The sequence below is a fragment of the Streptomyces sp. NPDC007157 genome (assembly GCF_040634235.1).
Classification (GTDB): Bacteria; Actinomycetota; Actinomycetes; order Streptomycetales; family Streptomycetaceae; genus Streptomyces.
On the sequence record NZ_JBEYFE010000014.1, the window covers coordinates 139892 to 163752 of the forward strand.

General features: G+C 68.0%; 19 protein-coding genes and 2 pseudogenes. 2 read left to right on the forward strand and 19 right to left on the reverse strand.

The window, feature by feature from the left end; all coding sequences use genetic code 11:
* Nucleotides 1-130: 130 nt before the first annotated feature.
* The 12 genes and pseudogenes from ABZ642_RS25365 to ABZ642_RS25420 form a co-directional block, all read right to left on the reverse strand.
* The gene (locus tag ABZ642_RS25365; protein ID WP_360488329.1) at nucleotides 131-931 is read right to left on the reverse strand and encodes an enoyl-CoA hydratase-related protein; all 801 of its coding nucleotides are present in this window, start codon (nucleotides 929-931) and stop codon (nucleotides 131-133) included.
* Nucleotides 932-1054: 123 nt separating this feature from the next.
* Nucleotides 1055-1815, reverse strand: a pseudogene (locus tag ABZ642_RS25370) (enoyl-CoA hydratase/isomerase family protein).
* Between the two features lie 82 nt (nucleotides 1816-1897).
* Nucleotides 1898-2869: a nitronate monooxygenase gene (locus tag ABZ642_RS25375; RefSeq protein WP_360488332.1), complete on the reverse strand. Its 972-nt coding sequence runs from the start codon at nucleotides 2867-2869 to the stop codon at nucleotides 1898-1900.
* A 132-nt stretch (nucleotides 2870-3001) separates the two neighbouring features.
* A complete protein-coding gene (locus tag ABZ642_RS25380) occupies nucleotides 3002-4723 on the reverse strand; it encodes an acyl-CoA dehydrogenase family protein (RefSeq protein ID WP_360488335.1) in 1722 nt (573 codons plus the stop codon).
* Between the two features lie 58 nt (nucleotides 4724-4781).
* Complete coding sequence (locus ABZ642_RS25385; RefSeq protein ID WP_360488338.1) at nucleotides 4782-5732, reverse strand: 3-hydroxyacyl-CoA dehydrogenase NAD-binding domain-containing protein; 951 nt, start codon at nucleotides 5730-5732, stop codon at nucleotides 4782-4784.
* Entirely contained in the window at nucleotides 5729-6481 is a 753-nt protein-coding gene (locus ABZ642_RS25390; RefSeq protein WP_360488341.1) for an acetoacetate decarboxylase, read from the reverse strand. The genes ABZ642_RS25385 and ABZ642_RS25390 overlap by 4 nt, the downstream gene beginning before the upstream one ends.
* Nucleotides 6482-6483: 2 nt before the next feature.
* Nucleotides 6484-7251 carry a crotonase/enoyl-CoA hydratase family protein gene (locus ABZ642_RS25395; RefSeq protein WP_360488344.1) on the reverse strand — a complete coding sequence of 256 codons (768 nt, stop codon included), beginning with the start codon at nucleotides 7249-7251 and terminating at the stop codon, nucleotides 6484-6486.
* A 22-nt stretch (nucleotides 7252-7273) separates the two neighbouring features.
* Complete coding sequence (locus ABZ642_RS25400; protein ID WP_360488347.1) at nucleotides 7274-8425, reverse strand: CoA transferase; 1152 nt, start codon at nucleotides 8423-8425, stop codon at nucleotides 7274-7276.
* A gap of 140 nt (nucleotides 8426-8565) precedes the next feature.
* A complete protein-coding gene (locus ABZ642_RS25405) occupies nucleotides 8566-9483 on the reverse strand; it encodes a LysR family transcriptional regulator (protein ID WP_360488350.1) in 918 nt (305 codons plus the stop codon).
* A gap of 334 nt (nucleotides 9484-9817) precedes the next feature.
* Nucleotides 9818-11047 (reverse strand): CoA transferase, encoded by a 1230-nt coding sequence (locus tag ABZ642_RS25410; protein WP_360488353.1) that lies wholly within the window; start codon nucleotides 11045-11047, stop codon nucleotides 9818-9820.
* A gap of 349 nt (nucleotides 11048-11396) precedes the next feature.
* The gene (locus ABZ642_RS25415) at nucleotides 11397-12605 is read right to left on the reverse strand and encodes an ISAs1 family transposase (RefSeq protein ID WP_360488356.1); all 1209 of its coding nucleotides are present in this window, start codon (nucleotides 12603-12605) and stop codon (nucleotides 11397-11399) included.
* A gap of 215 nt (nucleotides 12606-12820) precedes the next feature.
* Nucleotides 12821-14233 (reverse strand): M1 family metallopeptidase, encoded by a 1413-nt coding sequence (locus tag ABZ642_RS25420; RefSeq protein ID WP_360488359.1) that lies wholly within the window; start codon nucleotides 14231-14233, stop codon nucleotides 12821-12823.
* Nucleotides 14234-14436: 203 nt separating this feature from the next.
* Between ABZ642_RS25420 and ABZ642_RS25425 the strand changes: the two are divergent.
* Nucleotides 14437-14625 (forward strand): annotated as a pseudogene (locus ABZ642_RS25425) (ISAs1 family transposase); the annotation flags it as partial.
* Between the two features lie 574 nt (nucleotides 14626-15199).
* Here ABZ642_RS25425 and ABZ642_RS25430 read toward each other — a convergent pair.
* The 6 genes from ABZ642_RS25430 to ABZ642_RS25455 all read right to left on the reverse strand — a co-directional run bounded on the left by ABZ642_RS25430 (nucleotide 15200) and on the right by ABZ642_RS25455 (nucleotide 22405).
* The gene (locus ABZ642_RS25430) at nucleotides 15200-17506 is read right to left on the reverse strand and encodes a SpoIIE family protein phosphatase (RefSeq protein WP_360488362.1); all 2307 of its coding nucleotides are present in this window, start codon (nucleotides 17504-17506) and stop codon (nucleotides 15200-15202) included.
* Nucleotides 17482-18003, reverse strand: a complete 522-nt coding sequence (locus tag ABZ642_RS25435) for an alpha/beta fold hydrolase (RefSeq protein ID WP_360488365.1) — start codon at nucleotides 18001-18003, stop codon at nucleotides 17482-17484. Before ABZ642_RS25435 ends, ABZ642_RS25430 begins: the two co-directional genes overlap by 25 nt.
* Before the next feature lie 113 nt (nucleotides 18004-18116).
* A complete protein-coding gene (locus tag ABZ642_RS25440) occupies nucleotides 18117-19505 on the reverse strand; it encodes a Dyp-type peroxidase (protein ID WP_360488368.1) in 1389 nt (462 codons plus the stop codon).
* An 81-nt stretch (nucleotides 19506-19586) separates the two neighbouring features.
* Entirely contained in the window at nucleotides 19587-20714 is a 1128-nt protein-coding gene (locus tag ABZ642_RS25445) for a catalase family protein (RefSeq protein WP_360488371.1), read from the reverse strand.
* 171 nt (nucleotides 20715-20885) lie between these two features.
* The gene (locus ABZ642_RS25450) at nucleotides 20886-21332 is read right to left on the reverse strand and encodes a hypothetical protein (RefSeq protein WP_360488373.1); all 447 of its coding nucleotides are present in this window, start codon (nucleotides 21330-21332) and stop codon (nucleotides 20886-20888) included.
* A gap of 431 nt (nucleotides 21333-21763) precedes the next feature.
* Nucleotides 21764-22405, reverse strand: coding sequence for an MBL fold metallo-hydrolase (locus ABZ642_RS25455; protein WP_360488376.1), 642 nt, complete (start codon nucleotides 22403-22405; stop codon nucleotides 21764-21766).
* Between the two features lie 91 nt (nucleotides 22406-22496).
* Here ABZ642_RS25455 and ABZ642_RS25460 point away from each other — a divergent pair, with 91 nt between their 5' ends.
* Nucleotides 22497-22922, forward strand: coding sequence for a MarR family transcriptional regulator (locus ABZ642_RS25460; RefSeq protein ID WP_360488379.1), 426 nt, complete (start codon nucleotides 22497-22499; stop codon nucleotides 22920-22922).
* Between the two features lie 207 nt (nucleotides 22923-23129).
* Here ABZ642_RS25460 and ABZ642_RS25465 read toward each other — a convergent pair whose 3' ends face one another.
* The gene (locus ABZ642_RS25465) at nucleotides 23130-23855 is read right to left on the reverse strand and encodes a LuxR C-terminal-related transcriptional regulator (protein ID WP_360488382.1); all 726 of its coding nucleotides are present in this window, start codon (nucleotides 23853-23855) and stop codon (nucleotides 23130-23132) included.
* Between the last annotated feature and the right edge of the window lie 6 nt (nucleotides 23856-23861).

A 23861-nucleotide genomic window follows, 5' to 3' on the forward strand; every position in this document is an offset into this window, starting at 1 on the left:
TCGACCGAACCCGGATCTTCACGACGATGGCGTCGATCATGACGACTGCGTAGACGGCGTCCAGCGGGCACAATCTTTAGGACAGTCCCTGCCAGGGCAACGGTGCGGCGGCGGGCAAACTGACGGCCGTTCAGTGGCCGAGGTAGGTGGGCTGTTCCTTGTCGAGGAAGGCCTGAACGGCGATGGCGTGGTCCTGGGAGGCGAGGGCACGGGTCTGCAGTTCGTCCTCCTTGTCCAGGGTTTCGCTGAGCGAGTGGGACGCGGCGAAGGCGAGCGACTCCTTCAGCGCGCCGAGCGCCAGCGTGGGCCCCTCGGCCAGTTGTCTCCCGAAGTCGCGGGCGGTCTGGGCCATCTCGGCGGCCGGGACGACCCGGGTGGCCAGGCCCAGCTCCAGCGCCTCGGCTGCCTTGACGGTACGCGGCAGCATCAGCAGCTCCGTGGCCTTGGCGTGGCCGATCAGTCGCGGCAGCGTCCAGGAGGCGCCGGTGTCGGCGGTGAGCGCGATGCCCGCGAAGGCGGTGTTGAAGCCAGCTGTGTCGGCGACGAGGCGGAAGTCGCAGGCGAAGGCCAGCCCGGCGCCGGCTCCGGCGGCCGCCCCGTTGACGGCGGCCACGGTGGGCTTGCGCATCCCTGCCAGTGCCCTGGCCAGTGGGTTGTAGTAATCGCTGACGCTCGAAAAGACGGCGGGGATGCTGGAGCCGTCCTTGGCCTGGCGCAGTGCGTCGTCCTTGAGGTCCGCCCCGGCGCAGAAGGCCTTGTCGCCGGCGCCGGTGAGCAGAAGGGCGCGTACGGCGGGGTCCTTGGCAGCGGTTGTTACGGTGTCGCGCAGGGCAACCAGGGTGGGGGTGTCCAGGGCGTTCATCGCCTTGGGACGGGTGATGGTGATGACGGCGAGGGGGCCGTCGAGCTCGTAGTCCACGGTGTCGGACACGTTGATGGTTCTCCTTCTGGAGTCGAAGGTAGGCGGACGACTTCTGGTGAGCCGAAGGCCGGGCGGACGACGTCGGGCCGCCGGTGGGTGATGAGCGGCCCGGCGTCGGCCGCGACAGTTCGATCAGCCCCCGATGCCCGTCAGGGTGCGCACACGGCCGGCCTGGGCTGCTCGCTCGGCGGCGCGCTGCTCGGCGTAGGTCGGTCGGCGGTGCCCTGGAGCAGGGCCTTGGTCGCGACCACAGCGTTACGCGGGGCCTTGAGCACCACCGCGGCCAGCTCGCGAGCGGCGGCGTCCAGCTTTCCGCCGGGCACGGCGAGGGAGGCCAGACCGATCCGTACGGCCTCCTCGGCGTACACAAAGCGTCCGGTGGCGCAGGGCTCCAAAGCGCGGGAGTAGCCGACCAGCTCGGTGAGCTGCTTGGCACCGGTCATGTCGGGGACCGTGCCCAACGCGGTCTCGCGCATGGCGAGCCGCCCGTCCTCGGCGATCACCCGCAGGTCGCAGCTGAGGGCCGGCTGGAAGCCGCGCCGATGGCATGCCCCCGAACCGCGGCGATGGTGATCAGGTCGGGGCGGCGCCATCAGGTCAAGGTCTCCTGGTTGGAGGCGATGGTGTCCTGCACCTCCTGGTCGGGCGGCGCGGCCAACTGGAAGGTACTGAGCTCGCCTGGAACGCCCTCGGGAGTGAGCATGGCCCGGTCCAGACCGGCCGAGAAGGAAATGCCCTCGGCACGGAGCAGGACCACCCCGTACGGGGCCGGACAGGGCGCGGCCGACCGCCGCGAGTGCGGGCCAGGTGCCGGGGTGTTGGGCATTGCGCTGCTCGGGTCGGCAGAGCGTGACGGTGGCGAGGGCGTCCTCGACGCCCAGGCGGGTGCCCATGCGGGCCCATTCGGCCTGGTCGGGAGACGGGTTGGTGAGGGATGCGGTCACGACAACCTCTAGGGTTCTGGTGGGTGGGGGGTCAGCGGACGACGCTGGGGAGCCGGTCGGTGATGAGCTGCTCGGCTTCGGAGACGATCCGCTGGATCAGCTCCTCCACGGTGGGGACGTCATGGATGAGGCTCTGCGACAGGCCTGCGGTCCAGATTCCGAGATCGAGGTCTCCGACCTCGAAGACCTTGCGGCCGCGGGCTCCGGCCACCAGTTCGCGCACGTCCTCGAACTTGGCGCCGGCGTTGAGCCTCTTCACGACTTCCACGCTCACCGCGTTGCGGGCGACCCGGGCGGTGTTGCCGAGGGTCCGGAAGATCAGTTCGGTGTCCCGCTCGCTCGACCGGACGATCTGCTTCTTGACCTTCTCGTGCACCGGTGCCTCGGCGGTGGCGAGGAACCGTGTGCCCATGTTGATGCCGTCGGCGCCCAGTGCGAGCGCGGCGACCAGGCCGCGGCCGTCGGCGAAGCCGCCGGACGCGATCATCGGGACGGAGATCTCCCGAGCTGCCACGGGGATCAGGACCAGGCCGGGAACGTCGTCCTCGCCCGGGTGACCGGCGCATTCGAACCCGTCGATGGAGATGCCGTCCACGCCCAGTCCCTGTGCCTTGACGGCATGGCGGACGCTGGTGCACTTGTGCAGTACCTTCACCCCGGCGGCCTTGAACGCGGGCATGTGCTCCGCGGGGCTGGAGCCTGCCGTCTCCACCACCGTGACTCCGGACTCGATGATCGCATCGCGGTACTCGGCGTACGGCGGCGGGTTGATCGTGGGCAGCATCGTCAGGTTGACGCCGAAGTTCTTGTCGGTCATCTCCCGGCATCGGATGATCTCCTTGGCCAGGGCCTCGGGCGAGGGCTGGGTCAGCGCCGTGAGAAGACCGAGTCCGCCGGCGTTGGCGACCGCCGAGACCAGTTCAGCCCGGCCCACCCACTGCATTCCGCCCTGAACGATGGGGTACTCGACATCGAAGACGTCACAGAACGCTGTCCGTATCATTGTCCACTCCTAGGTTAGTGATTGATCCATAATTACGAGCCGCCGGTTGCGGCTCGTGGCGACTAGGGAAGTTTCCCGGCGCTGCCTGACCCGTCCGGGGCCGGTCAGGCAGCGGGCTTGGGCGGGTAGGGGCTACGGCTGCATCTCGTACGCGCCGGACAGCGCCTCGACCTGGGACCAGACGCGGGCGTAGCGCTCCGCGTCGGGGGCCGGGCGGCGGACGGCGGCCTTGGCCCAGGCGACCTGGGCGTCGGTGGCGGCCGCCTTGCCGTACAGGTCGGTGGCGAAGCCGGAGAAGTCCCGGATCAGCACGTCGAAGAGCTCGTCCACCACGTCGGTGTCCAGGCCGGTCAGCTCGGCCTGCTCCAGGATCAGCTGGCCGTAGACCACCAGAGCGAAGAGCTGGGTGACAGAGAGCGAGAAGTCGAGGTCCTTCAGCTGCTCCTTGGTGGGGGCGTTGTCGGTGAGCAGCTCGCACAGCGCGTCGGCCTGCTCGCGGAAGCGGGCGACGTTGGGCAGCTTGGCGAACCGGTCGTAGGGGGCGCGCCAGTCGGCGAAGCGGATGGCGCCCAGGCCGTGCGCCGGACCCTGGTGGAAGAGGAAGGTGTCGTCCGCCGCCTCGAGGCGGGTCGGCACGGGCGCGTACTCGACCGGGTTGAACAGGTAGTTCGACATGAACTTCTGGATCAGGGCGAGGTTGACGTGAACCGTGCCCTCCAGCTTCGGCAGGCCGCGGATGTCCTTGGCGGCCTTGTCGAAGTAGGTGTCCTTCTCGAAGCCCTTGGCCGCGATGACGTCCCACAGCAGGTCGATGACCTTCTCGGCCTCGGTGGTGACCTTCATCTTGGTCATGGGGTTGAAGAGCAGGTAGCGGCGGTCGTCGGCGTTGGCGGAGCGGAAGTAGTCGACGGCGCGGTCGCTGAAGAGCTTCATGCCGATCAGGCGGACGTAGGCGTCGGTGAACTCCCGGCGCACGTGCGGGAAGTTGGTGACCGGCTTGCCGTACAGGTAGCGGTTGTGGGAGTGGGTGACCGCCTCGTACATGGCGTGCGTGCAGATGCCGATACCGTCGGCGCACAGGTTGAACTTGCCGACGTTGACGGTGTTGAGGGCGGCGGAGAAGGCATCCTCACCGGTGTGCATGATGGTCTCGGCCGACACCGGGTAGTCCTCGAGACGGAACTCGCTGACGTAGTGCTGCGCGCTCACCACGTTCTTCACCAGGTGGTAGTTCGGGTGACGGCTGTCGGCGGTGAAGAAGACATAGCCCTCGGGGCCCTCGATGTCGGAGCGGCGGCCGAAGACGGAGACCACGCCTGCGACGTTTCCGTTGCCGATGTAGTACTTGGAGCCGTTGGCGCGGAAGCCGCCCTTGCCGTCGGGGGTGAGGACCATGTCCGTCTGGTAGATGTCGGCGCCGTGGGTCTTCTCGGACAGGCCGAACGCCGCCACATGCCCCTCGGAGAGCAGCTTCGCCGTCTTGGCGCGCACCTGCTCGTTGGCGCTCTGCCACACCGGGCCGAGGCCGAGGATGGTGACCTGCCAGGTGTACCAGTAAGACTGGCCGTAGAAGCCGAGGATCTCGTTGAGGGCGGCGTTACGGGCGGTGTCCCAGCGCTTGTTCTCGTCGCCCTCGGCGTCGGAGGACGGGGTGAGGAAGGTGGCGAACAGCCCCTCCTTGGCTGCGAACTCCAGGAAGTCCGCCGTAAAGACATGATCGTTGTAGTCGTCCATCAGCTGGTTCTTGCCGCGGTTCTCGAACCAGTCGATCGTGGCCCGCAGCAGTCGACGGGTCTCCGGGTCGAAGTGCTTCGGGTCGTAGGTGCGCGGGTTGAGAAGTAGGTCGTTAGACATTGCGTGATCCTTATGAGTGCGGGTCTTGTTGTCCGGCGGGGCCATAGCGGCTCCCGTCTCAAGTGCTCTCTTTGCCTGTTTTGCTTGCCTGTTGCAGTGCGGACAGGACGGCGAGTTGCTTGCGGTCGCGCAGCTCGCTGAGTTCCGTGGACGGGGAGGTGCCGTAGGCCTTTTCGACGGCCTTGATGGCCGTTTCCTCGAGTTCGGGGTCCTGGGAAGGTTCGCCGAGGGTGATCGACTTGCTCATGGACTTGCCGATGTGTGTGACGATGTGCCGGTAGCCGCCGGGGCCGCCGCCGAGGTGCTGTCCGAGGAAGAGTCCGACGGTGGCCCAGCGGATGCCGAGGGAGTTGGTGAGGACCTTGTCGATGTCCTGCGGGCTGACCACGCCCTGCTGGACGAGGTAGGTGGCCTCGCGGCTGATCGCGTGCTGCAGGCGGTTGCCGACGAAGCCAGGGATCTCCTTGTGCAGGACGACGGGGGTGCGGTCGAGGAAGGTGTAGAAGTCGACGGCCTTCTGGACGGCGTCCTTGCTGGTGCGCTCACCCGGTACGACCTCGACGAGCGGGATCTGGTGGGGCGGGTTGAAGGGGTGGCCGATGAGGATCCGGTCCGCGTCCTGGATCTCCTTGGTGAAGGTGGTGGTGGGGATCGCGGAGGAGGAGCTGAGCAGCAGCGCGTGTTTCGGCGCCTCGCGGACCAGGGTGGCGAACAGGTCCTTCTTGAACTCGACGTTCTCCGGGCCGTTCTCCTGGACGATGTCGGCGTCGCGGACCGCTTCGGTGACGTCCGCGGCGATGTGGACGTGGGCAGCGAGGCCACTCACGTCCAGGCCCTGGGCGGTGAGGTGCGGGGCGAACTGCTCCAGTGCGTCGGCGACGGCTTCGGCAAGGTCCGGGCGCGGGTCGCTGACGCGGACGGTCATGCCGTGGGCGGCGAACAGGGCTGTCCAGGACAGGCCGATGGTTCCTGCGCCGATCACGGCGGCGGTGCGGAACGGCCGGCTCATCGCGCGCCTTCCTTCAGGTAGTCGAAGACCGGCTTGGGCCCGGCGAGGGTCAGGTCGGTGTTGATGTGGCTGGCGGAGACGGCCTCGAGGACGGGCAGATCGGCCAGCGGGGCGAGGGCGTGCTGGAACAGTTGCAGCCGGGCGGGTCCGGTGTAGGCCTCCTTGACCACGATGTCGGTGATCTGGGTACGGACCAGTTCTTGCACGCGCGGGGTGCCGTCGTAGCCGGGGATGATCTTGAGCATGAAGGTCGGCGTCGTGATCTGCGCTTCAGCCTGACGCTTGTCGAGCTCGTAGTGCTTGTAGCCCATGGTGGCGGTGGCGACGCGCAGCGTGCCGAAGTCGATGGTGCCGACCAGCGTGGGGCCGTCGACGTACAGCTTCGGCGCGCCGATGACCTTCGGGTAGGCGCTGAGTTCGCGTCCGGCCGCGGTGGCGGGGAAGTTGTCGAGGTACATCGAGTGCAGATACTCGCCCCGTTCGCCCTCGAAGGTGACCGGGATGACCAGGCCGCCCTCGGTGTAGGGGCCGTAGGCGGTGACCTCGTTCATCTTCATGATCTCGAACCGGACCAGCGGCTCGTGGGCGTCGATCTGCAGGGGCTCGGGGACGACGGCGCGCAGCGCGTCGGCGTCGGTGCGGTAGACGATGTTGAGGTATTCGCGGTCGGTGAACCGGGCCACCACCGGCGCATACGCCGGGTTCGACAGCGGGGTGTCCACCAGACGGCGAACGTCTTCGATCTTCATTTCTACTTTCCCGTCCACTCCGGGGCGCGACGCTCGGCGAAGGCGGTCATGCCCTCGTGGACATCGGCCGAGGCCATCAGGCCATTCATGATCGTGCGCTGTGCGGCGAACGCGTCCCTCTCCGGGCGGCCGTCCGCGGCCCGCGCGAGCTGCTTGACCGCGGCAAGCGCGAGCGGAGCGTTCGCCACGAGCTGCTCGGCCAGTTGCAGCGCGACGGCGGTGGCCTCACCGCTGAGGGCGACCCGGTTGACCAAGCCCAGCTCCGCGGCGTGACGACCGCTGACCGGGTCGCCGGTCAGCAGGAACTCCATCGCCAGGTGATAGGGGATCCGCTTGGGCAGCCGGATCACGCCGCCCCCCGCGGCGATCAGTCCGCGCTTGACCTCGGGCAGTCCGAACTTCGCGTCTCCGGCGGCGACGATCAGGTCACAGCCCAGCGCCAGTTCGAACCCTCCGCCCATGGCGAAGCCCTCGACGGCGGCGATCAGTGGCTTGGTCAGCTCGGTCTCGGTCAGTCCGCCGAAGCCTCGGCCCTCGACCTCCGGCGACTCGCCCTTCAGGGCAGCCTTGAGGTCCATACCGGCGCAGAAGGTGCCCCCCGCCCCCGTCAGGACGCCGACGCGAAGCGCGGGGTCGGATTCCAGCTCGTCCAGCGCGGCGGCCAGGGCGGCTGCCACCGCCGCGTTTACGGCATTGCGGGCCTTGGGGCGGTCGATAGTGATCAGCAGCGTCGAGCCGACCCGCTCGGCGCGTACTTCGGTGGTGCTCATGGGTGTGTTCTCCTCCCTGGATTCAGCCGGCGAGTTCGGCGAGGACGTCGGCGGTGTCCTGGCCCGGCAGGGGGGCCGGGCGGCGGATGGAGCCTGGCGTGGCGGAGAACCTGACCGGGATGCCGATCTGGCGGATCAGGCCCTCGGTGGGGTGCTCGACGGCGTCGAGGAGGTGGCCGTCGCGGACGTAGTCGTCCTCGTGCGCGTGCTCCAGCTCCAGCACCGGTCCCATCGGGATGTTGTGCTTGGCGCACACTTCGGCCCACTCCTCCGTGGTGAGCGCTTGGGCGCACTCGTCGACCAGGTCGTACAGGTCGTTGTCGATGAGGTTGAAGTTCTCGGTGTTCACCCGTGGGTCGGCGGCCAGGTCGGGGCGGCCGGCGGCGTTGAAGACGTCGCGATAGTTCTGCGCGCTGTAGGGCATCACGCAGGCCAGACCGTCCTTGGTACGGCGTGCCCTGTGGCCAGGGAGCATCGACAGCGGGAAGCCGGTGGGGCCCTCGGCCGGCTCATACACGTGCCCGGCGAGGTGCTCGACCAGGTTGAACGCGATCATCGTGTCGGTCATCGGGATCTCGATGTGCTGGCCTTGACCGCTGCGGCCGCGGTGCACCAGAGCGGCCAGCAGGCTGTAGAGGATGGTCAGCCCGGCGACCTTGTCAGCGAGGATGGACGGCAGGATCATCGGCGTGCCCAGCACGCGGTCGGCGATGTCGACCAGCCCGGAAGCCGCCTGCACCGTCTCGTCGTAGGCGGCGATGCCGGCTCGGTCCGAATTGCTGCGGAAACCCTGCGCCTGCGCGTAGACCAGGCCCGGGTTGCGAGCAGCGACGTCCTGGTAGGTCATGCCCAGGCGGGCCAGCGCACGGGGGCGCATGTTGGTGATCAGCGCGTCGGCGGTGTCGATCAGCCGCAGAGCCTGCTCGTGCTCGGCCGGGTCCTTCAGATTGAGGGCCACACTGCGCTTGTTGCGGTTCACGTTCAAATGCAGCGACGTCATACCCGGTGTGGTCCGGTACGGGCCCATCCTGATGGTGTCCCCGGGGGACTCGATCTTGATCACATCGGCGCCAAGGTCACCCAATATCTGTGCCGCGTACGGGCCCATCACCACGGTGGACATGTCGATGATGCGCACCCCGTCCAGCGGCCCGGCAGCGGTTGTGTTCGCCATTCTTCGCTCCTTTCGAGCTGCTCCATTGCTCAACAAAGACGCTAATGCAGAATGACGGGGGGTGGAATTGCTGTTTGGTCAACAACGGTGTGACCCTAGGGGTCACACCGTTTTCCAGGCGGATTTTGTCGAGGATTTGGTCAGGTGTGGATGGGGCGGTCGGTGAAGACCTCGCGAGCCGCGTCGATCAGTTCGCCCAGGTCGCCGCCCTCGGCGCGGTCGCGACGCCAGAGCAGGGCGGTGTCCAGATGGGGATGGAAATCCGTGAACGGCAGTGCCGCTATGCCCTCCACCTGGTAGCCCCGCATCGGGCTTTCCGGGTCGCATATCGAAATACTGAAGCCCATTCCGCTGGAAACTACCTCGTAGACGCCGCGATATCCGGTGTCGCTGTCGCTCAGATTGATGCGTTTCTTGATCCCGTGCTCCCACAATTCGCGCTCCAGCAGGTCGAAATACGCGGGCCGCAATTCCTTCGGAGGTTCGACATAGGGCAGGTCGGTCAGCTCGGTCAGTGAGACGGAGTCCTGCCCGGCGAACTGGTCGGCCGGCATCAGCGCCCCCAGCTGCTCCGACATCACGTGCAGCTGGTCCAGCGCGGGGTCGCTGACCGGGAGCCGAGCCAGGGTCAGTGCCAGCTTGCCCTCGTGCACGGCAGTGACCAGCGCGGAGGTGCTGCCGGGCCAGCGCTTGAGCTCGAACCGCTCATGGACACGCTCGGTGAGGGCGTTGACCCGGGCCCGCAGCAGGGGGTGCACCCCATCGGGCATGCCGAGGAACACGGTGGTGAGCCGAGGCCGGACCGCCTCGTTCAGCCGCCACTGGAGGGAATTGGCCTGCTCCAGCATCTCCTGCGCCAGCGGCACCAGTGCTGTGCCGGCCGGGGTGAGAGTGACGTGGTGGGTATCGCGATCGAACAGCTGGTGGCCGAGCTCTCGCTCCAGATTCCGGATCTGCCGGCTCAGCGGCGAGGTCGCCATGTGCAGCCGACGAGCCGCGGCAGAGAAGTTCAGCTCCTCGGCAACCGCGACGAAATACCGCAAATGCAGCAATTCCACGTGGTCAACCTTAGCCCTGCATCGGATAGTCGTGTTCTACGGTCAGGCGGAACTGGTAGTCGTGAAGGTCGGCTGCGACGCAGGGCGCGGCGCACACGAGTAACACCCGCACTTGCCGTTCGGGCAGCCCTGTTGAAAGGGCTCAAGCAGCTGATGTGTTCCAGTCCGCAGGGGAGTGCCGTTCGTCCAGGGTGGCGATTCCCTCCCCGGCTTGCCGGTTGACCGCGTTCCGCTGTTCCGGTCGGTTGATCTCTAATGTCAGGACGCCTTCTCTGGCCTCCGCGTACACCAGGTTCGGGTCGGATGCTGTTGCCTTCCGTCTGGGACGGTCGGGTCACGGGCTGGCCGCTTGTGCCGAGCCGCCCGCTGCTCCTTCGGCGATGAGCCGTGCGATCTCGTCTTCGCTGTAGCCCAGTTCGGTGAGGACTTCAGTGGTGTGCTGGCCGATGGTGGGGCAGTGGCGGCGTACTCGGGAGGGGGAGGCGGAGAACCGTACCGGTGGCTGGATCACCCGGTGGGGGCCCTCGGTAGGGTGCTCCTCCACCGTCAGCGGTCCGCCCTCCGTGATGTAGGGGTCCTGCGTGACCTCCGCGGCCGTGAGCACCGGCGCGAAGGGAATGCTGTACTCGACGCACAGCTGCTCCCATTCCGCTGTGGTCTTCTCCCCGGCCAGTTCCTCGATAAGTTCGTACAGCTCGGCAGCGTGCTGAGCGAGGCTGCGGGTGGAGGCGAATCTCTCGTCCTCCGCCAGTTCTGGTCTGCCAGCCGCGTGGAAGAAGTCCCTGATGTTCTTCGGCGTGTAGGGCATGATGCACGCCCAGCCGTCGCTGGTGGCGGAGGCACGGTGCATGGGTGTGATGGTCCGGGAGTAACCCATGGGTCCGGCCGCCGGTAGGAAGGTGTTCCCCACGAGGTGCTCGAGCAGGTTGAAGGTCAGCAGGGTGTCGGTCATCGGCACCTCCACGTGCTGCCCCTCGCCGGTGCGTAGGCGGTGCGCCAGCGCGGCCAGCACCGAGTACACGATGGTCAGCGCGCAGAGCTTGTCGGCCAGGATGGTGGGTACGTAGTACGGGGTGCCGGTGAGGCGCTGCATCAGGTAGACCATCCCGGACGCCGCCTGGACGACCTCGTCGTAGGCGGCTCGGTCGGCGAATCGTGAATCGCTCCGGAACCCCTGCGCATGGCAGTACACCAGACGGGGGTTGCGCTCGGCCAGGACCGGATGCTCCAGCCGCAGCCGCTGCAGGGCGCCGGGGCGCATATTCGTCACCACCACATCGGCGGTCTCGACCAGCTTGAGGAATGCTTCGCGGCCCTCCGGCATCTTCAGGTTCAGGCCGAGACTGCGCTTGTTGCGGTTGACGTGGAGTGCCAGAGCGGACATGCCCGGGTGCAACTGCGGGAAGGACGACCGGGACACGTCGCCGCTCGGGGCTTCGACCTTGATCACATCTGCCCCGAGGTCGCCCAGGATCTGCGCGGCGTAGGGCCCCATGACCACGGTCGACAGGTCGAGCACCCGAATGCCCGACAGCGCGCTGGGGAGCTCATTCTCGGTGTCCACAAAAGGCCTCTCTTCAAGAAGCCCTCTCATTGCACCCTGGAAGGTTCGTCGGGGACGATGCGGCGACCTGCACGCGGGAGAAGGCCACGTCGATGCTGTGCAGATGCATTCCCTGATGGAGCAAAGGCTCGCTACCAACGCATCACGCGTGGTAGGTCTGCGCAACTCGAGAATTGGGTTGATGCGCCCGACGACGCCTGCTTGTACGGGCCTGCGGCCATCCCGAACCTGCACCGGTCCGTTGTCGCAGCAGGCCGGCCGCCGCGGGATACCGCGATGCCCCGATTGGGGGCGGCTTACCCAGCCGCCGGCCCAGGGCCGCGTCGTTCAGGTGATGTGTCCTGGTTGATCACATGATGCCGAGGGTGATCAGTGGACGGTTGGCGTCGCGGGTGTGGTGGCGGAGTCCAGCGGCGATGTTCGTCTGGTTGCCGAGTCGGAGAGCGCCGATGGCCAGGTTACGCAGGGATGCCATGGCACGTGGAGCGGTGCCGGTGCGTACGCGGGAGGCGTCCTCGGTGTACGTGGTGTCCCTGACGTGGTGGATCTTGTTCTCGATGCCCCAGTGGCCGCGGACGCGGCGGGCGATCTCGGTTGCGTCGGCCTGCTCCGCGGTCAGGTCGGTCACCCCGTAGATGCGTTCCAGGGTGACCTTGCCGGTGGTGACGATCCGTCGGCGGCGCACGATCTGGACGGCCTGCACCGCGTGTGGGAACGCGATCCCGGCGACGGCGGCGGCCTTGATCCGGCGGATCTGGTCGCGGCCGTGCGCGGTGGCCCGCGTCTTGTCCAGGAGTGGCACTTCCCGCCATGGCAGGGCCTTCAGCCACTGGTGCAGGGTGGGCTGATTGCCCTTGATCAGCGCGATGTAGTGGGCGTGCTTGTCCTCGACGAGGAAGCGCGCGTGGGCGGTCTGCGAGTGGAGGGCGTCGAAGGTGACCACCGTGCCGTGCAGGTTGAGCGGGGCAAGCAGGGGCTGGAAGACGGTGATCTCGTTGGTCGTGGCGTCCACCTCGCGCTGGGCGGTGACCAGACCGGCCCCCGTCATCGCGGCGAGCAGATGGACCTGGGTGCCGTCGGTGCGGCGGGCACCGCGCACGGTCTTGCCGTCCACGGCGAGGGAGGGCAGGGGCCGCCGGTCGCTGTCGTTCTCCTCCTGGCCGGCGGCGCGTTCGCGCCCGGCGAGCCAACTTCCGACGGCTGTATCCAGCGCGTCGCCGTCGATGCGTTGGAGGACACGACGCACGGTGGCCTCGGCCGGGGCGACGGGGCCGCGGTCCGGCTCCCGGCATGGGCCACCGAGCCGGGCCAGGACGTTGGGCGGGGCGTCGGCGGCCCACTCCGCGATCGCGGCCAGGGACTTCGCTCCGGCCAGGACCGCGCACGCGGCCAGGGAGAGGACGAAGGCGAGCGAGTGGCGTCGGCCCTGGTCCCGGCGGGGAACGGGCACCTGAGCCAGGCAGGTCAGCAGGCCGGGGAGGTCATCGGGGACGGTCGGCGCGGTGTCGGCGAGTTGGCCCAGAGGGCGCGGGATGAGCGAGGATGAGCAGGCAGGCACGGTCTTCCGTCGTGGTGATCAGGGACTCGACACCTCATGATCACCGGAAGTCGTGCCTGCCTCCGCGTCAGCCCCCGCAGTCCTGCCCCAGCTCCTGAAGCCCAATCAACCCGGATGCACCGCCGGAACGACGCCGCCCTGCCCGCGTACCCCGTCGGTCACCGTCATCGTGGCGCCGACGGGGTACGCCCGTCACCCGCGAGCGGAGTGCGACTTCAGCGGATGCGGTGCTTCCGCCAGAAGGGGCCGAGGTCCCTGTGCGTCATCGACTGTGCGGCCTTCTTGAAGCCGGCGGTGGTGGAGACGCCGTACCAGTGGTCGTGGGCGTACTTCTTGATGAGGCGCGCCATGGTGCCGGCCCCGAGGACGTGCTCCAGGTCGGCCAGGACGCAAGGGCCGATCCCGTACACGACCTGGAAGTACTCGTCACGGTGTGTAGACCAGTAGGCCATCGAGTTGGTGAGCGCGGCGGTGGCGCTCGGCCAGGAGTCGTCCGGCGAGCACTCGAACCCGTCCCAGCGGTAGTAGCGCGCGTTGGCGTACTGAGCGAAACTCTCGTCCAGCCAGGGTGAGTTGTACTCGTCGTTGCCCACGACGCCGTACCACCACTGGTGGGCGATCTCATGGACGGTGGCGCCGCCCTCCTCCTCGGTGCCGAGGATGACCAGGCCGGGGTACTCCATGCCGCCGGCGAACCCGGGGGTCATCACGAGGTCGATCTCGCCGTACGGATAGCGGCCGAACTCCCTGCCGAACCGGTCGATGGCGGCGACGCCGTCCTTGCGGTTGAGGCGGACACCGGCGGTGGGCGTGTTCGGCGACCAGTACGACTTCACGCGCACGCCGTCGGGCGAGGTCTGGGTCGCGGTGCGGAACGGGCCCGCCGCCCATGCGAAGTCCCGCACCCGCTTGGCGACGCTGTGGGTGACCGTACGCCCGGTACCGCCGGGGCGGGTCCATGTGCTGCCGGTCGCCGGGACCTTGAGGGCGGACGGGTGGTCAAGGCGCACCCGGAAGTCGCTCGCCAGGGTGTAGAAGCTCTCGCCGTACGACACATACGGATCGAGGTGCCATCCCCTCGCGTCGTGCACGGCGAGGACCGGCAGCGCGTTGCCCAGGAAGCGGAACGCGCCTTCGCGGCCGAAGCGGTTGTTGCGTGCGGGCACGGTGAGGGCCAAGTCGAAGGAGACGGCCGTCCGCTCGCCGCGTGCGAGCGGCCTCGGCAGAGCGATGCGCAGCGCCGTGCACTTCACGCCGGGGCGGCCCGGAGTGCCGCCGCGCACGTGGGAGACGCGGACGGGGGACGGTCTTCCGGATGTCCCGCAGCCGTCCTCGCCATTGCCCCACAGGCGTATGTACACCTCACGCAGGGGCCGGCTGGAGGCGTTGCGGAAGGACACCGTCTGCCGGCCCGCCCAGTGGGAGCCGTCGGCGTCGGCGCGCAGCTTCACGTCGTAGCTGGGGCGGTCGGGCGTCGCGGGTTCGGCCGCTCTCACCGCGGCGCCGGGCGCCGGGCCGGACGGCGTGCCGGCCTCGGCCACGGTGGAGCCTGCTGTCGCGAGCAGCGCGAGCAGGGCGACCAGCAGACGGCGACCGGTTCTTGAGGGGCCCGTGGGCGACGAAGGCATGGCTGACGACATGACAGATGACATGCCAGCGGATCTTGTCACAGGGTTCCCCACGGCCGACACAGGCCCGCGCGAAGAGGGGAGGTCGGCTCCGCTTGGGCGGCGAAAATGCCAGGGTAGGCAGGGGATGTTCGCTGTACGTTGGCGCACAGTAAGGATCCCGGTTCAACCCATCCGCAGTTCATCCCCTTCAATGAGGCCTGGTCAGGGACACCACGTACGCCGAGGACGCCTCCCGCGTACGCACCGGCACCGCTCCACGTGCCATGGCATCCCTGCGCAACCTGGCCATCGGCGCTCTCCGACTCGGCAACCAGACAAACATCGCCGCTGGACTCCGCCACCACACCCGCGACGCCAACCGTCCACTGATCACCCTCGGCATCATGTGATCAACCAGGACACATCACCTGAACGACGCGGCCCTGGCCGCCGGCCGTAATGGCCGACATCGCTTCGACCAATGTCGATGGGCCAGGAAGCCTCGCAGTGTCCGGGCCCTAGAAACCGGCGCAGCCGTGGCGTCACACGAGGCCCGTTCCGCACCGGCCTGGCGGACGGGCTGAGCGCCCGACCTGCCGCGTACGGGCAAGGTGGGGCGCTCGGCTCGACAGGCCTCCGCGAGGCACCGGTCATTCGATCCCCCAGGCCGCCTTGTCGAGGCGAGTGGCGACCGGGAGACGACGAGACAGGATCCCTCCGGCAACTTGTCTGCGTCCTCGATCAGTGCGCGGCCGAAGCCGCTGGGGGCTGTTCCACGCGCAGGTCCAGGATCCATCCGGTACGGGGCTCTTGGAGTCCTGCCATGTCGAACGGCGCATCCGGTTCCCTGCGCACTTGGCGGATGGTGTCGCCAACGCGACGGCGCAGTACGTCCAGGGCGGTGCTGAAGCGGCCGGTGCCGTCTACTCCCGTCAGGACGACGACCTGCCATTGGTCCAGGATCTTGCGAATCGCCTAATCGTGTCAGGACAGTGCCTCCTCGGGCGTCCTCCCTGTTGGCTGCTCTGCCCAGACGGTCTTTCCCTGATCGCAGTATCGGGTTCCCCACTGGTCCGCGAGGGTGGCGACGATGAACAGTCCTCGGCCTGTCTCGTCGATGGTGCGGGCGTGTTTCACGTGTGGAGCGCAGGTCGAGGCGTCGCTGACCTCGCTGGTCAGCATCTCGTCAAGAATCAGGCGTAGTTGCAGGGGCGGAGCGCCGTAGCGGACCGCGTTGCCTACGAGTTCGCTGACGATGAGCTCATTGGTGAACGCAACCTCCTCGTCCACACCCCAGGCATCCAGTTGGCACCGGGCAGCCGCACGGGCGATCGGGGCGGCCTCGGGACCCGGCGGCAGGGAGAGGGCCAGTACCTGATCCGAGGGCAGCGCCTGCGTACGGGCGAGCAGCATCAGAGTCTCGTCGGGCGGGTGGCCGTGTGTGAGCGCATGCGTGATGTCGTCGCACAGCTCGGGAAGACTCCGCTGGCTGCCGCGGTCCAGGAGCGGGCGCAGTGGACCAGCCAGGACCTTGTCTGCGAGCGGGGCCGTGGCCATGGCCAGGGTGGTGCCTTCGGGGAGGCTGACCGTGGTCGCGGGAAACGGGGCACTGCCCGCTCCGGCGAGCAGGGGGCCTGGAGGCACGGCCACGGTGGACGAACTGCCGTCGGGGAAGAGAACGACTGGCTCCGGGAGACCGGCACGGGCGACGGTGCACGTGAGAGTGACCGGGTCGTAGATCGCGATGGCGCAGCTGGCAGTGAGCGGTTCATGGTGCAGGGGATCCCCAGGGGGCAGTGCGGCACGTTCAGCTGCGAGACGGATCGCGGTGTCGCTCAACCGGGCCAGTAGCTCGTCGGGCCCCAGGTCCAGCGGGGCCAGTGCGTGGAGGGCCGTCCGAAGCTGTCCCATGGTGGCCGCCGCGGCGACGCCTCGTCCGGCGACGTCGCCGACGACCAGCGCGGTCCGTGCGCCGGGCAGCGCGATCGCGTCGAACCATACGCCGCCACCCTCGGGACCGGGAAAGTGCAGTTGGCAGACCTCCACGGAGCTTGGCGTGTCTGGATGCTGGGGCAGAAGCCTGCGCTGGAGAGTCGCTGCGATGGTCCGCTCGCGGGTGTACCGGCGGGCGTTGTCGATGCAGAGAGCGGCGTGCGCGCATACGTCGGACGCGAGCTGAAGGTCCTCCTCCTCGAAGGGATCTTCTTGTTGGTGGCGGTAGAAGCTGACTGCGCCCAGGGCATGACCGCGCAATGCCAGCGGTGCCACGATCAGAGAGTGGACATCGGACCGCCTGATGGACTCCGCTCGGGCTGGGTCGGCGGCGAGCCACGCGCTGTCGGCGTCGATCGGGACGAGCCGCGGGCGGAGGTCGGACAGTACGCGCGAGTAGGGGGTGCCGGACGGCAGCGGGCGCACGTCTCCCACCGGGTATGCCGAGATCCGTCCCCGGAAGGCTGTTCGGCGTAGGGGAACGTCCTGGTGGACGGGGACCGGTGGCGGGTCCTCGCCGCGGACGACGTCGTCGATGACTTCGACGACGGCGATGCCGGCGAAGGCAGGCACTACTGCGTCCACCAGTTCTCGGCACACGGCCAGCACGTCCAGCCGTCGCCCCACCCTTGCGCGGACCGCGTCCAGGAGGGCCAGGCGTTTCAGCGCGTTCTCACGCTCGGTGACGTCGACCGCGGACGCCACCAGACCGAGCACGTCCCCGCGGCCGCTCTCCAAGCGGGCGAAGGAGACGGAGTAGATGCGGCGTCTGTGCAGGCCAGGCGCCTCGCCAGCCCGGACGAGCCTGTTCAGTACCGGCACTCCGCTCTCCAAGACCCTGCGAGCCACCGCGAGCGTTTCGTCAGGGTCTTCGAGTTCGAACACCTCGGTGAACCGCTTGCCGAGCAGGTCTGCCACTGGCGTGTCGCGCAGCCAACGGGTGCCGGTGTTCATGCGGACCACGCGGAGTTGGCTGTCCAGGACGTGCAGTCCCACCGGGGACTGGGTGAACATGGCCCTCAAGACCGCCACGTCCTGCTGGGAAACGGCGTCCGCTGCAGCACGTACCTGCCAAACCACGGAAGTGCCGCGCAACTCCGGCGTGACCAGTACCGGGGCTCCGTCAGAGAGGCTGCCTCGGCGCCCTCCGTCCCCCGCGTTGATCTCACGCATCAGCGCGAGGACGGACTGGCCGACGGCCTCCTCGGCGGACCATCCGAACAGCTCCTCAGCAAGACGCTGCCACTCGATCACCCGTCCGTCCTCAGCGATGATCATGAGCACGTCGCGGTCGGGCACTGAAAACCTCCCGCTCTCATCCCCGGGTCCATGCACCTCCCGATCTGCGCAGTGCACCCCTCCACCAGTTCAATCGCGTGGTGGTCCCCCGGCAACCCGACCTGGTGGTTCAAGCTGTCACGGCAGGCTGATCGACCTCCTGAAGAGGATGCCGCGAAAGCCGCCCTCCCCTGCTCCACAGACGCCGGACGCACTGCGTCGATGGCGTCGGGCCGCATCAGTGCGGTGGACCAGGCGACCCCGCTGCCCAGGTCGTGGTCGATGACCACGGCCTGCTGTGTGCCGAGTGCGTGGATCAGGCCGATGATGTCGCCGACGATGTGCAGGGTGGTGTATTCCTCGACTGCGGCGGGCCGGTCACTGCGGGCCCTAACGGGCTGGTCAGGGGCGACGACGTGGTATCCGGCCTGGGCCGAGGGTGTGAACTGGTGATGCCGGTTGTACCAGCACTCGGGAAAGGCGGGAGCAAGAGCCAGGGGCCCTTCACTCTCCCCCACAATGTGCGGCCGAACCTCCCCGACAGTGACGGTGCGGTGCGGTGCGGTGCTCGACCATGGTCGTCACCCCTTCCCGCGACATCGGCTCGGGCCGGACTCACTCGCCATGTCGCTCAGTCGCCGAGTTCGGCCAACCAGTTCAGGGCCCGGATTCCGGGCATGAACAAGTACTCTCCGCCCTTGGTGATCACGAAGCGGGGCAGCTGCTGCAGCCGTCGACGGATGGGGCGCTCCGGGATGGTGAACACACCGGTGCCGTCGTTGGCTCCCACCAGCGGATCCTTTTCGGTGTCGAGGCCGGTGAAATCGCCGTCGTTGATCCACTGGGACTTGATGAACTCGAACTGCCGGCCGAGGTCGGTTCCCATGAAGATGAACACGATGCCGCGGTCGGCGCCGTCGTCCTCCAGTTCCCCCTCGGGGAGCGGGGGGCCGTAGGTGGCGGCTCGGCGCAGGGCGCGGTGGATGGTCGGGTCGACGAGCCCCTCCACCAGGGAGTCGCGCGGGTAGGCGCGCCGGATGTGGGCGCCAAGGGGGCAGCACAGGCCGCGCGGATCCTGCTCGTGGTAGGCGAAGTCGTTGACTCGCTGCGGATCGGCGGCGAGAGCGGGGTCGTCGTGCTCGGGGGCGAGCATGAGGGGCGCTCCGCTGCGCCAGCGGCCGACCATCTTCGCCGCCAGCAACTCTTCCTCCTCCGGCGAGGAGGCGTTGGCGTTCAGGTACTGGCGGAAGGCGGCGACCCGGGTGTGCAGTTTACGGAAGGCCACGTAGGTGCCGTTGCGGCCGAGGACGTTCGGTTGCGGCATGGGCGCGGGCTCGCCCAGCTGGTTGACGTAACCCATCAGGAACTCGCCGGCCTTGATGGCGTCGCCGAAGCCGGGGAGGTAGCCGTAGTGTTCCGGGCCCGTTTGGAGGATGTCGGCCACGCCGCTGCCCTCGATGTTCGGTTCACCGATGCCGTCGACGAATCCCAGATGAGTGCGCCCGGTGGGCAGTTGCGGGGTGTCCACCCGGTAGATCACCGACACGCCCGGCAGATCGTGGTGGGCTTGGTGGGCGATGTCCAGCACGGACTGCAGCGTGGCGTCATCCGGGGCGAACAGGGCCAGCGCCACGTGCACGTCCGTGTCGCCCATGGGAGGCTCCCAGTGCTCGGGGCTGCTCTCACCGACGTCACCGAGGGTCTTGGCACGGGCGGCCATCCCCGCGCGGAACTCCGCCGGGAAGCTGTCCAGCGACTCCTGTGGAACGCCCAGGGCGCGCAGTCCGGAATGGCTCAGGGCCACGTTCAGCCAGGCCCGCTCCGGCGGATCCCACCAGTCGACTGCCGTGGCCACCTCGGGTGCCAGACGCCGCAGCATCCGGCGGCCGTCCGCCGGGTCGTCGATGCGGAGCAAGAAGTAGGCGCCGGTGTAGGGCGAGGGCCGTTGCCGCAGCACCGTGCCCTGGATGTCCGCCAGCTCCAGTACCTGTTCCTGGTGCGTCGTCCCCGTCGTCGACACGTCACTCCTTCTCGCTCTTGCCATGCCACGTCGGCCCATTGCGGAAACAGACACGTCGTTCACGTCCTGGCGGTCAGGTCTCTACGGCAACGGAAGCACGTCGTCGGCGCTGCGGGGTTCTTTGCGCTCCTGGTTGTTGAGCTTGTGTCGCAGAATGGAGGAATTCCGGTACACCTCTTTGCGGACCCGCATGATGTTGCCGAGGGGACGGTGTTCCGCCGTCACCCGCCACGGATTCAAGGAAAGAGCGTCCAGCTTCCTGAGGTTGTCCTCGCCGGAGATGTCCTGCTGCGGGATCCGGAGCTTTGCCACCGTGACGGACGGGGACAGTTCCTCGGGCCACTCCACGGTGACGTCCTCCACCGGCATTTGCTCCAGGTCGACACAGAGCTGGACCTGGATATCGAACTCGTAGGGACGCTCACGCAGTTCTGCCACCAGAGCCGGCCGGAAGATCTCCGGTGCCGATGCCGGATCGACACTTCGCTGAGTCACCTTGTCGGCGAAGGCGGGGACGGGCGCCATGCGCACCTTGGCGATGTAGTCGCCGTGCCGGACCGAGCCCATCGTCCAGTAGGTCGACAGCAACAGGTTCACCAGCGGCCGCTGTGAGACGGAGAGGAAAGCCCGGAGCTCCTCCCAGGCCCATTCCTCCGGAGTCAGGGCTCCCTTCCCCGTGACGAAGTCGTGGAGGAACTGATGGAAGCCGGGCTTGCCCTTGGCCAGATAGGTCGGCGCGTCAGCGACCAGTTCCTGGATGAACGTGTAGTGCTCGGCGGTGTTGCAGAAGAAGATCGGCGCGTTGATGTTGGCGTAGTCGAAGGTGCGCGTGTCGGGCTCGTCCTCCAGCAGGGTGGGACCGTCGATGTCGAAGAGCTTCAGCGCCAGTCCGGCCACGCCGCCGAGCCGGGCATCGGTCCCGAGATGGCCCGAGCCGTTGGAGAAGCGAATGAGTGCGTCGTGGCGTCCCGGCGTGGCATAGATGCCCTGCGCATACTCGGCCGGGAGCTGGTCCAGGATGTCCACCTCGGCCCTGACCAGGGCGTAGCCCTTGGCATGCGCGGAGCGGACAGCCTGACCGGTGCCTTCGGCTGTGACCGAGTCGGCGACGAACCGCCCGGAATCCCGCATGGCGATCTGCAGATTCTTGTCAAACTGCGGGTCATCGGTTTCGACGTCCGGTGTATACCTGACGAACTTCGTCGCCATCGTTCAACCGTCCCTTCTACGTCCGGCTCTTGCCAGGTCAGAACCCGGACCGGCCGCGCCCGGCCTCGCCGGGACCCCCGGCAGCCCCATGCGGGATGGAAGCGGCGCGGCACCACTCAAGAGATGGCCGGGACGCGGCGCAGTCTCCCAGCTGGACGGGCGGTGTTTTTCTCAGCCCTGTGCCTCGTCGAGAAGTTTGTCGAAAGCTTTGGCGATCCGCTGTCCCCGGCGCACATCCTTCACGGTGGCGTCCGGATAGGCGCAGTACCAGCCGTCGGCCGTCACCTGGTGCTCGGCGATGAAATCCGCGGTCTGCTTGGGGTTGTCGCGAAGCCCCGGCCACCCCTCGACTTCCTCGAAGACAAAGTCCAGCATCTCGGGAACGAGCGTGGCGAAGTCGTTGATGTAGGGGTCCCAGTCACCGTCGTAGGCGGTGCAGAAGAGCAACTTGGTGTCGTTGTCGAAGATGACGTAGCGCATGTCGTGTACGGTGCCGACGCGCTCCGCGGCCCCGTAGGCCCGCGGATCGGCGAGCTTGGCACGCAACCGTTCGGCGCCGCCGGGTTTGAGAGGCAAAATGGTGGTCAGCTCGCTGACCCTGCCTTGGCGCCTACCCACTCGGCCTGCGCTCTCCACTGGGGCAGTAGCGGTGTCAGACATGACCCATGTCCCTCCGTCGCCCGAGGACTGGTCCGGGGAACCATTGCCTCTTACCTATCGCAACGCTACGCCCTGCGTCGGTGCCTCTCCATCGCACAGCAGAGGATGATCCTTTGGCCACGCACTTGGCCATTCGTCCATCAACCAACCATCCGACATTCTGCATTCGGTCTCATGTCGGCATCCGCGTGCAGGGCTACCTTCCTTTGGAGGTCGCGCAGACAGGCGTGGTGGGGGACCCTGGCAACAGAACGGAACGAGCACAGGTCCTGATGATCATGGAGTTACGACGCTCTGTGATCACTGGAGAGACCTGTGCGCGGCTTCCCCCGCGAAGCCGCCTGACACACTTGCAAGGAGTGGCGGTTACGCCTCCGGATGCGGGGGCCTCAGCCGATCTGGGCGGCCGCGCCTGAGGTCAGGCGGTGGTAGCGCGCTGCGACACCGGGGCCGTGGTCGCCCAGGAAGCCACCGACCATCGCGGTGCCGATGTCGTTGAGGGCGCCGTCGTGAATGGCGTAGGCGTCGTGCGGGGCGACCTCGCGGACGTAGTCGATCAGGTGGCCGACGGTGGACCAGGGGGCGTGCACCGGCAGCAGCAGCGTGCCGACGGTGGCGTCGGGGACGGTCAGGGCGTCTCCAGGGTGGAAGAGGACGTCGTCGATGAGGAAGCCGATGTTGGCGATGCGCGGGATGTCGGGGTGGATGACCGCATGCCAGGTGCCGTGGACCTTCACATCGAAGCCGGCCGCGGTGAACGTCTCGCCTTCTCCGACGGCGGTGACCCGGGCGCCGAGGCCGTCCAGCTGCTTGGTGACAGAGGAGTTGGTCCAGATGTGCAGGGCCGGGTTGTGCTGAGCAGCCCTGCGCAGCATCTCCTCCGAGAAGTGGTCGAAGTGCTCATGCGTGACCAGGACGGCGTCGGCGCCGTCCAATGCCTGCGGCTCGGTCAGGCCACCCGGGTCCACAACCAGGCGGCGACCGTTCTTCTCGACGCGGACACAAGCGTGCCCAAACTTGGTGGGCTGCACTACCAGCACCCTTCCACTCAGGAAACTATGTAACTTGGCTGCACAATCGAACTGTACACCCATGTTCCATGGAATCGAGTAGGATGCACGCGTGGACGAGGATGTGCTGGCCGAGGAACTGCGGCAGTCGGTCGGGGAGCTGGTCCGAGCGGTGCGCGTGGTGGACACCATGCCTCCCGGGGAGGCGGCCGCCCTCGGCTTTCTCGACCGAAGCGGCCCGCTGACCACGGCCGACCTCGCCCACCGACGCGGCGTGACGCACCAGTCGGCCGCCAAGTCCGTGAAAGAACTCATCAGCGACGGCCTGGTGCACGCCGAACCCCATCCCAGCGACGGGCGCAAACTCCTCTTGCACATCACCGACGCCGGCCGCGCCCGCCTGCAGTGCGAACGTTCGCAGCGAGCCCGCGCCCTCAACGCTGCCATCCGCGACACGTTCAGCCCCGAAGAGCAACAGCAACTACGCGACTGCGTTGCCCTGCTGTCCCGCCTGACCGCACGGCTCGCCGGAAAGTGACCGGCCGGTGCCCGGTGACCCGGTGCAGTCACGGCAAGCCGACGCCCAGCCGGCTCCCGCACCACTCTTGGCAGTTCGGACGGTGGTGGGTCCGCCGTGAAGAGCGGAGCCACCGCCCCTTTCACTGCAGAGCAGGTGAGTTGGAGCCGCGATCCGGGATCGCGACGCGACATTCCCGGCTGCCTGCCGGCTGTCCGCCGAACCCCTTCACCGCGGCGGATCCGCCGGTCCCCGGGCAGGTTCGGCTGCAGCGGGCGCGGGTGGCCATGCCTGCGGTGAGAGGACCCCGTTGACGTAAGCGCGTGCTACCAGAGCCGTTCTGTTCTTGACTCCCCAGCGCCGGGACAGGCGCGCGAGGTGGTAATTGACCCCGTCGGCGGTCAAGCCGACCTCCGTGGCGATGTGCGTGCTCGTGCAGCCTGCGGCCGCCAGGGCGAGGATGCGGGCCTCGATGTCGCTGGTCTGTCCGGGCCCCGTCGTCTGCGCGGTGGGCGGGGCGGCCGGCTCCTCGAAGACGTGCAGGATCAGCAGCAGGTTCAGCGGGCCGTCGGGCACGTCGCCGATCACGTCGATGGTCATCTCGCCGCGTCGTTCCACACCCGCTGCGGGACACCAGGACACCTCGACCGGGTACCTCGACCGCCGGCGCAGCCGTAGAGCCTCCGAGATCGGATCGAGTCGCCGCTCCGCCGTCGGGCTGAAGAGGTCCCGTGCGCTGCGTCCGACGAGGCGGCCGACGAGCGTGCCCCACTCCGAGGCCATGGCGTGGTTGGCCGAGAGGATGGTGCCCTTCGCATCGCAGAGGGCGACGGGAAGCGGAATGCGGTCGAACAGCACGGTGGCCTGGTTGCGCCAGAAGACCGCCTGGTCACCGTCCGGTGTCGGGGACCAGGTGCCGTCCTCGCCGCTCACCTGATGCTCAGGGGTGCCCACCGTCAC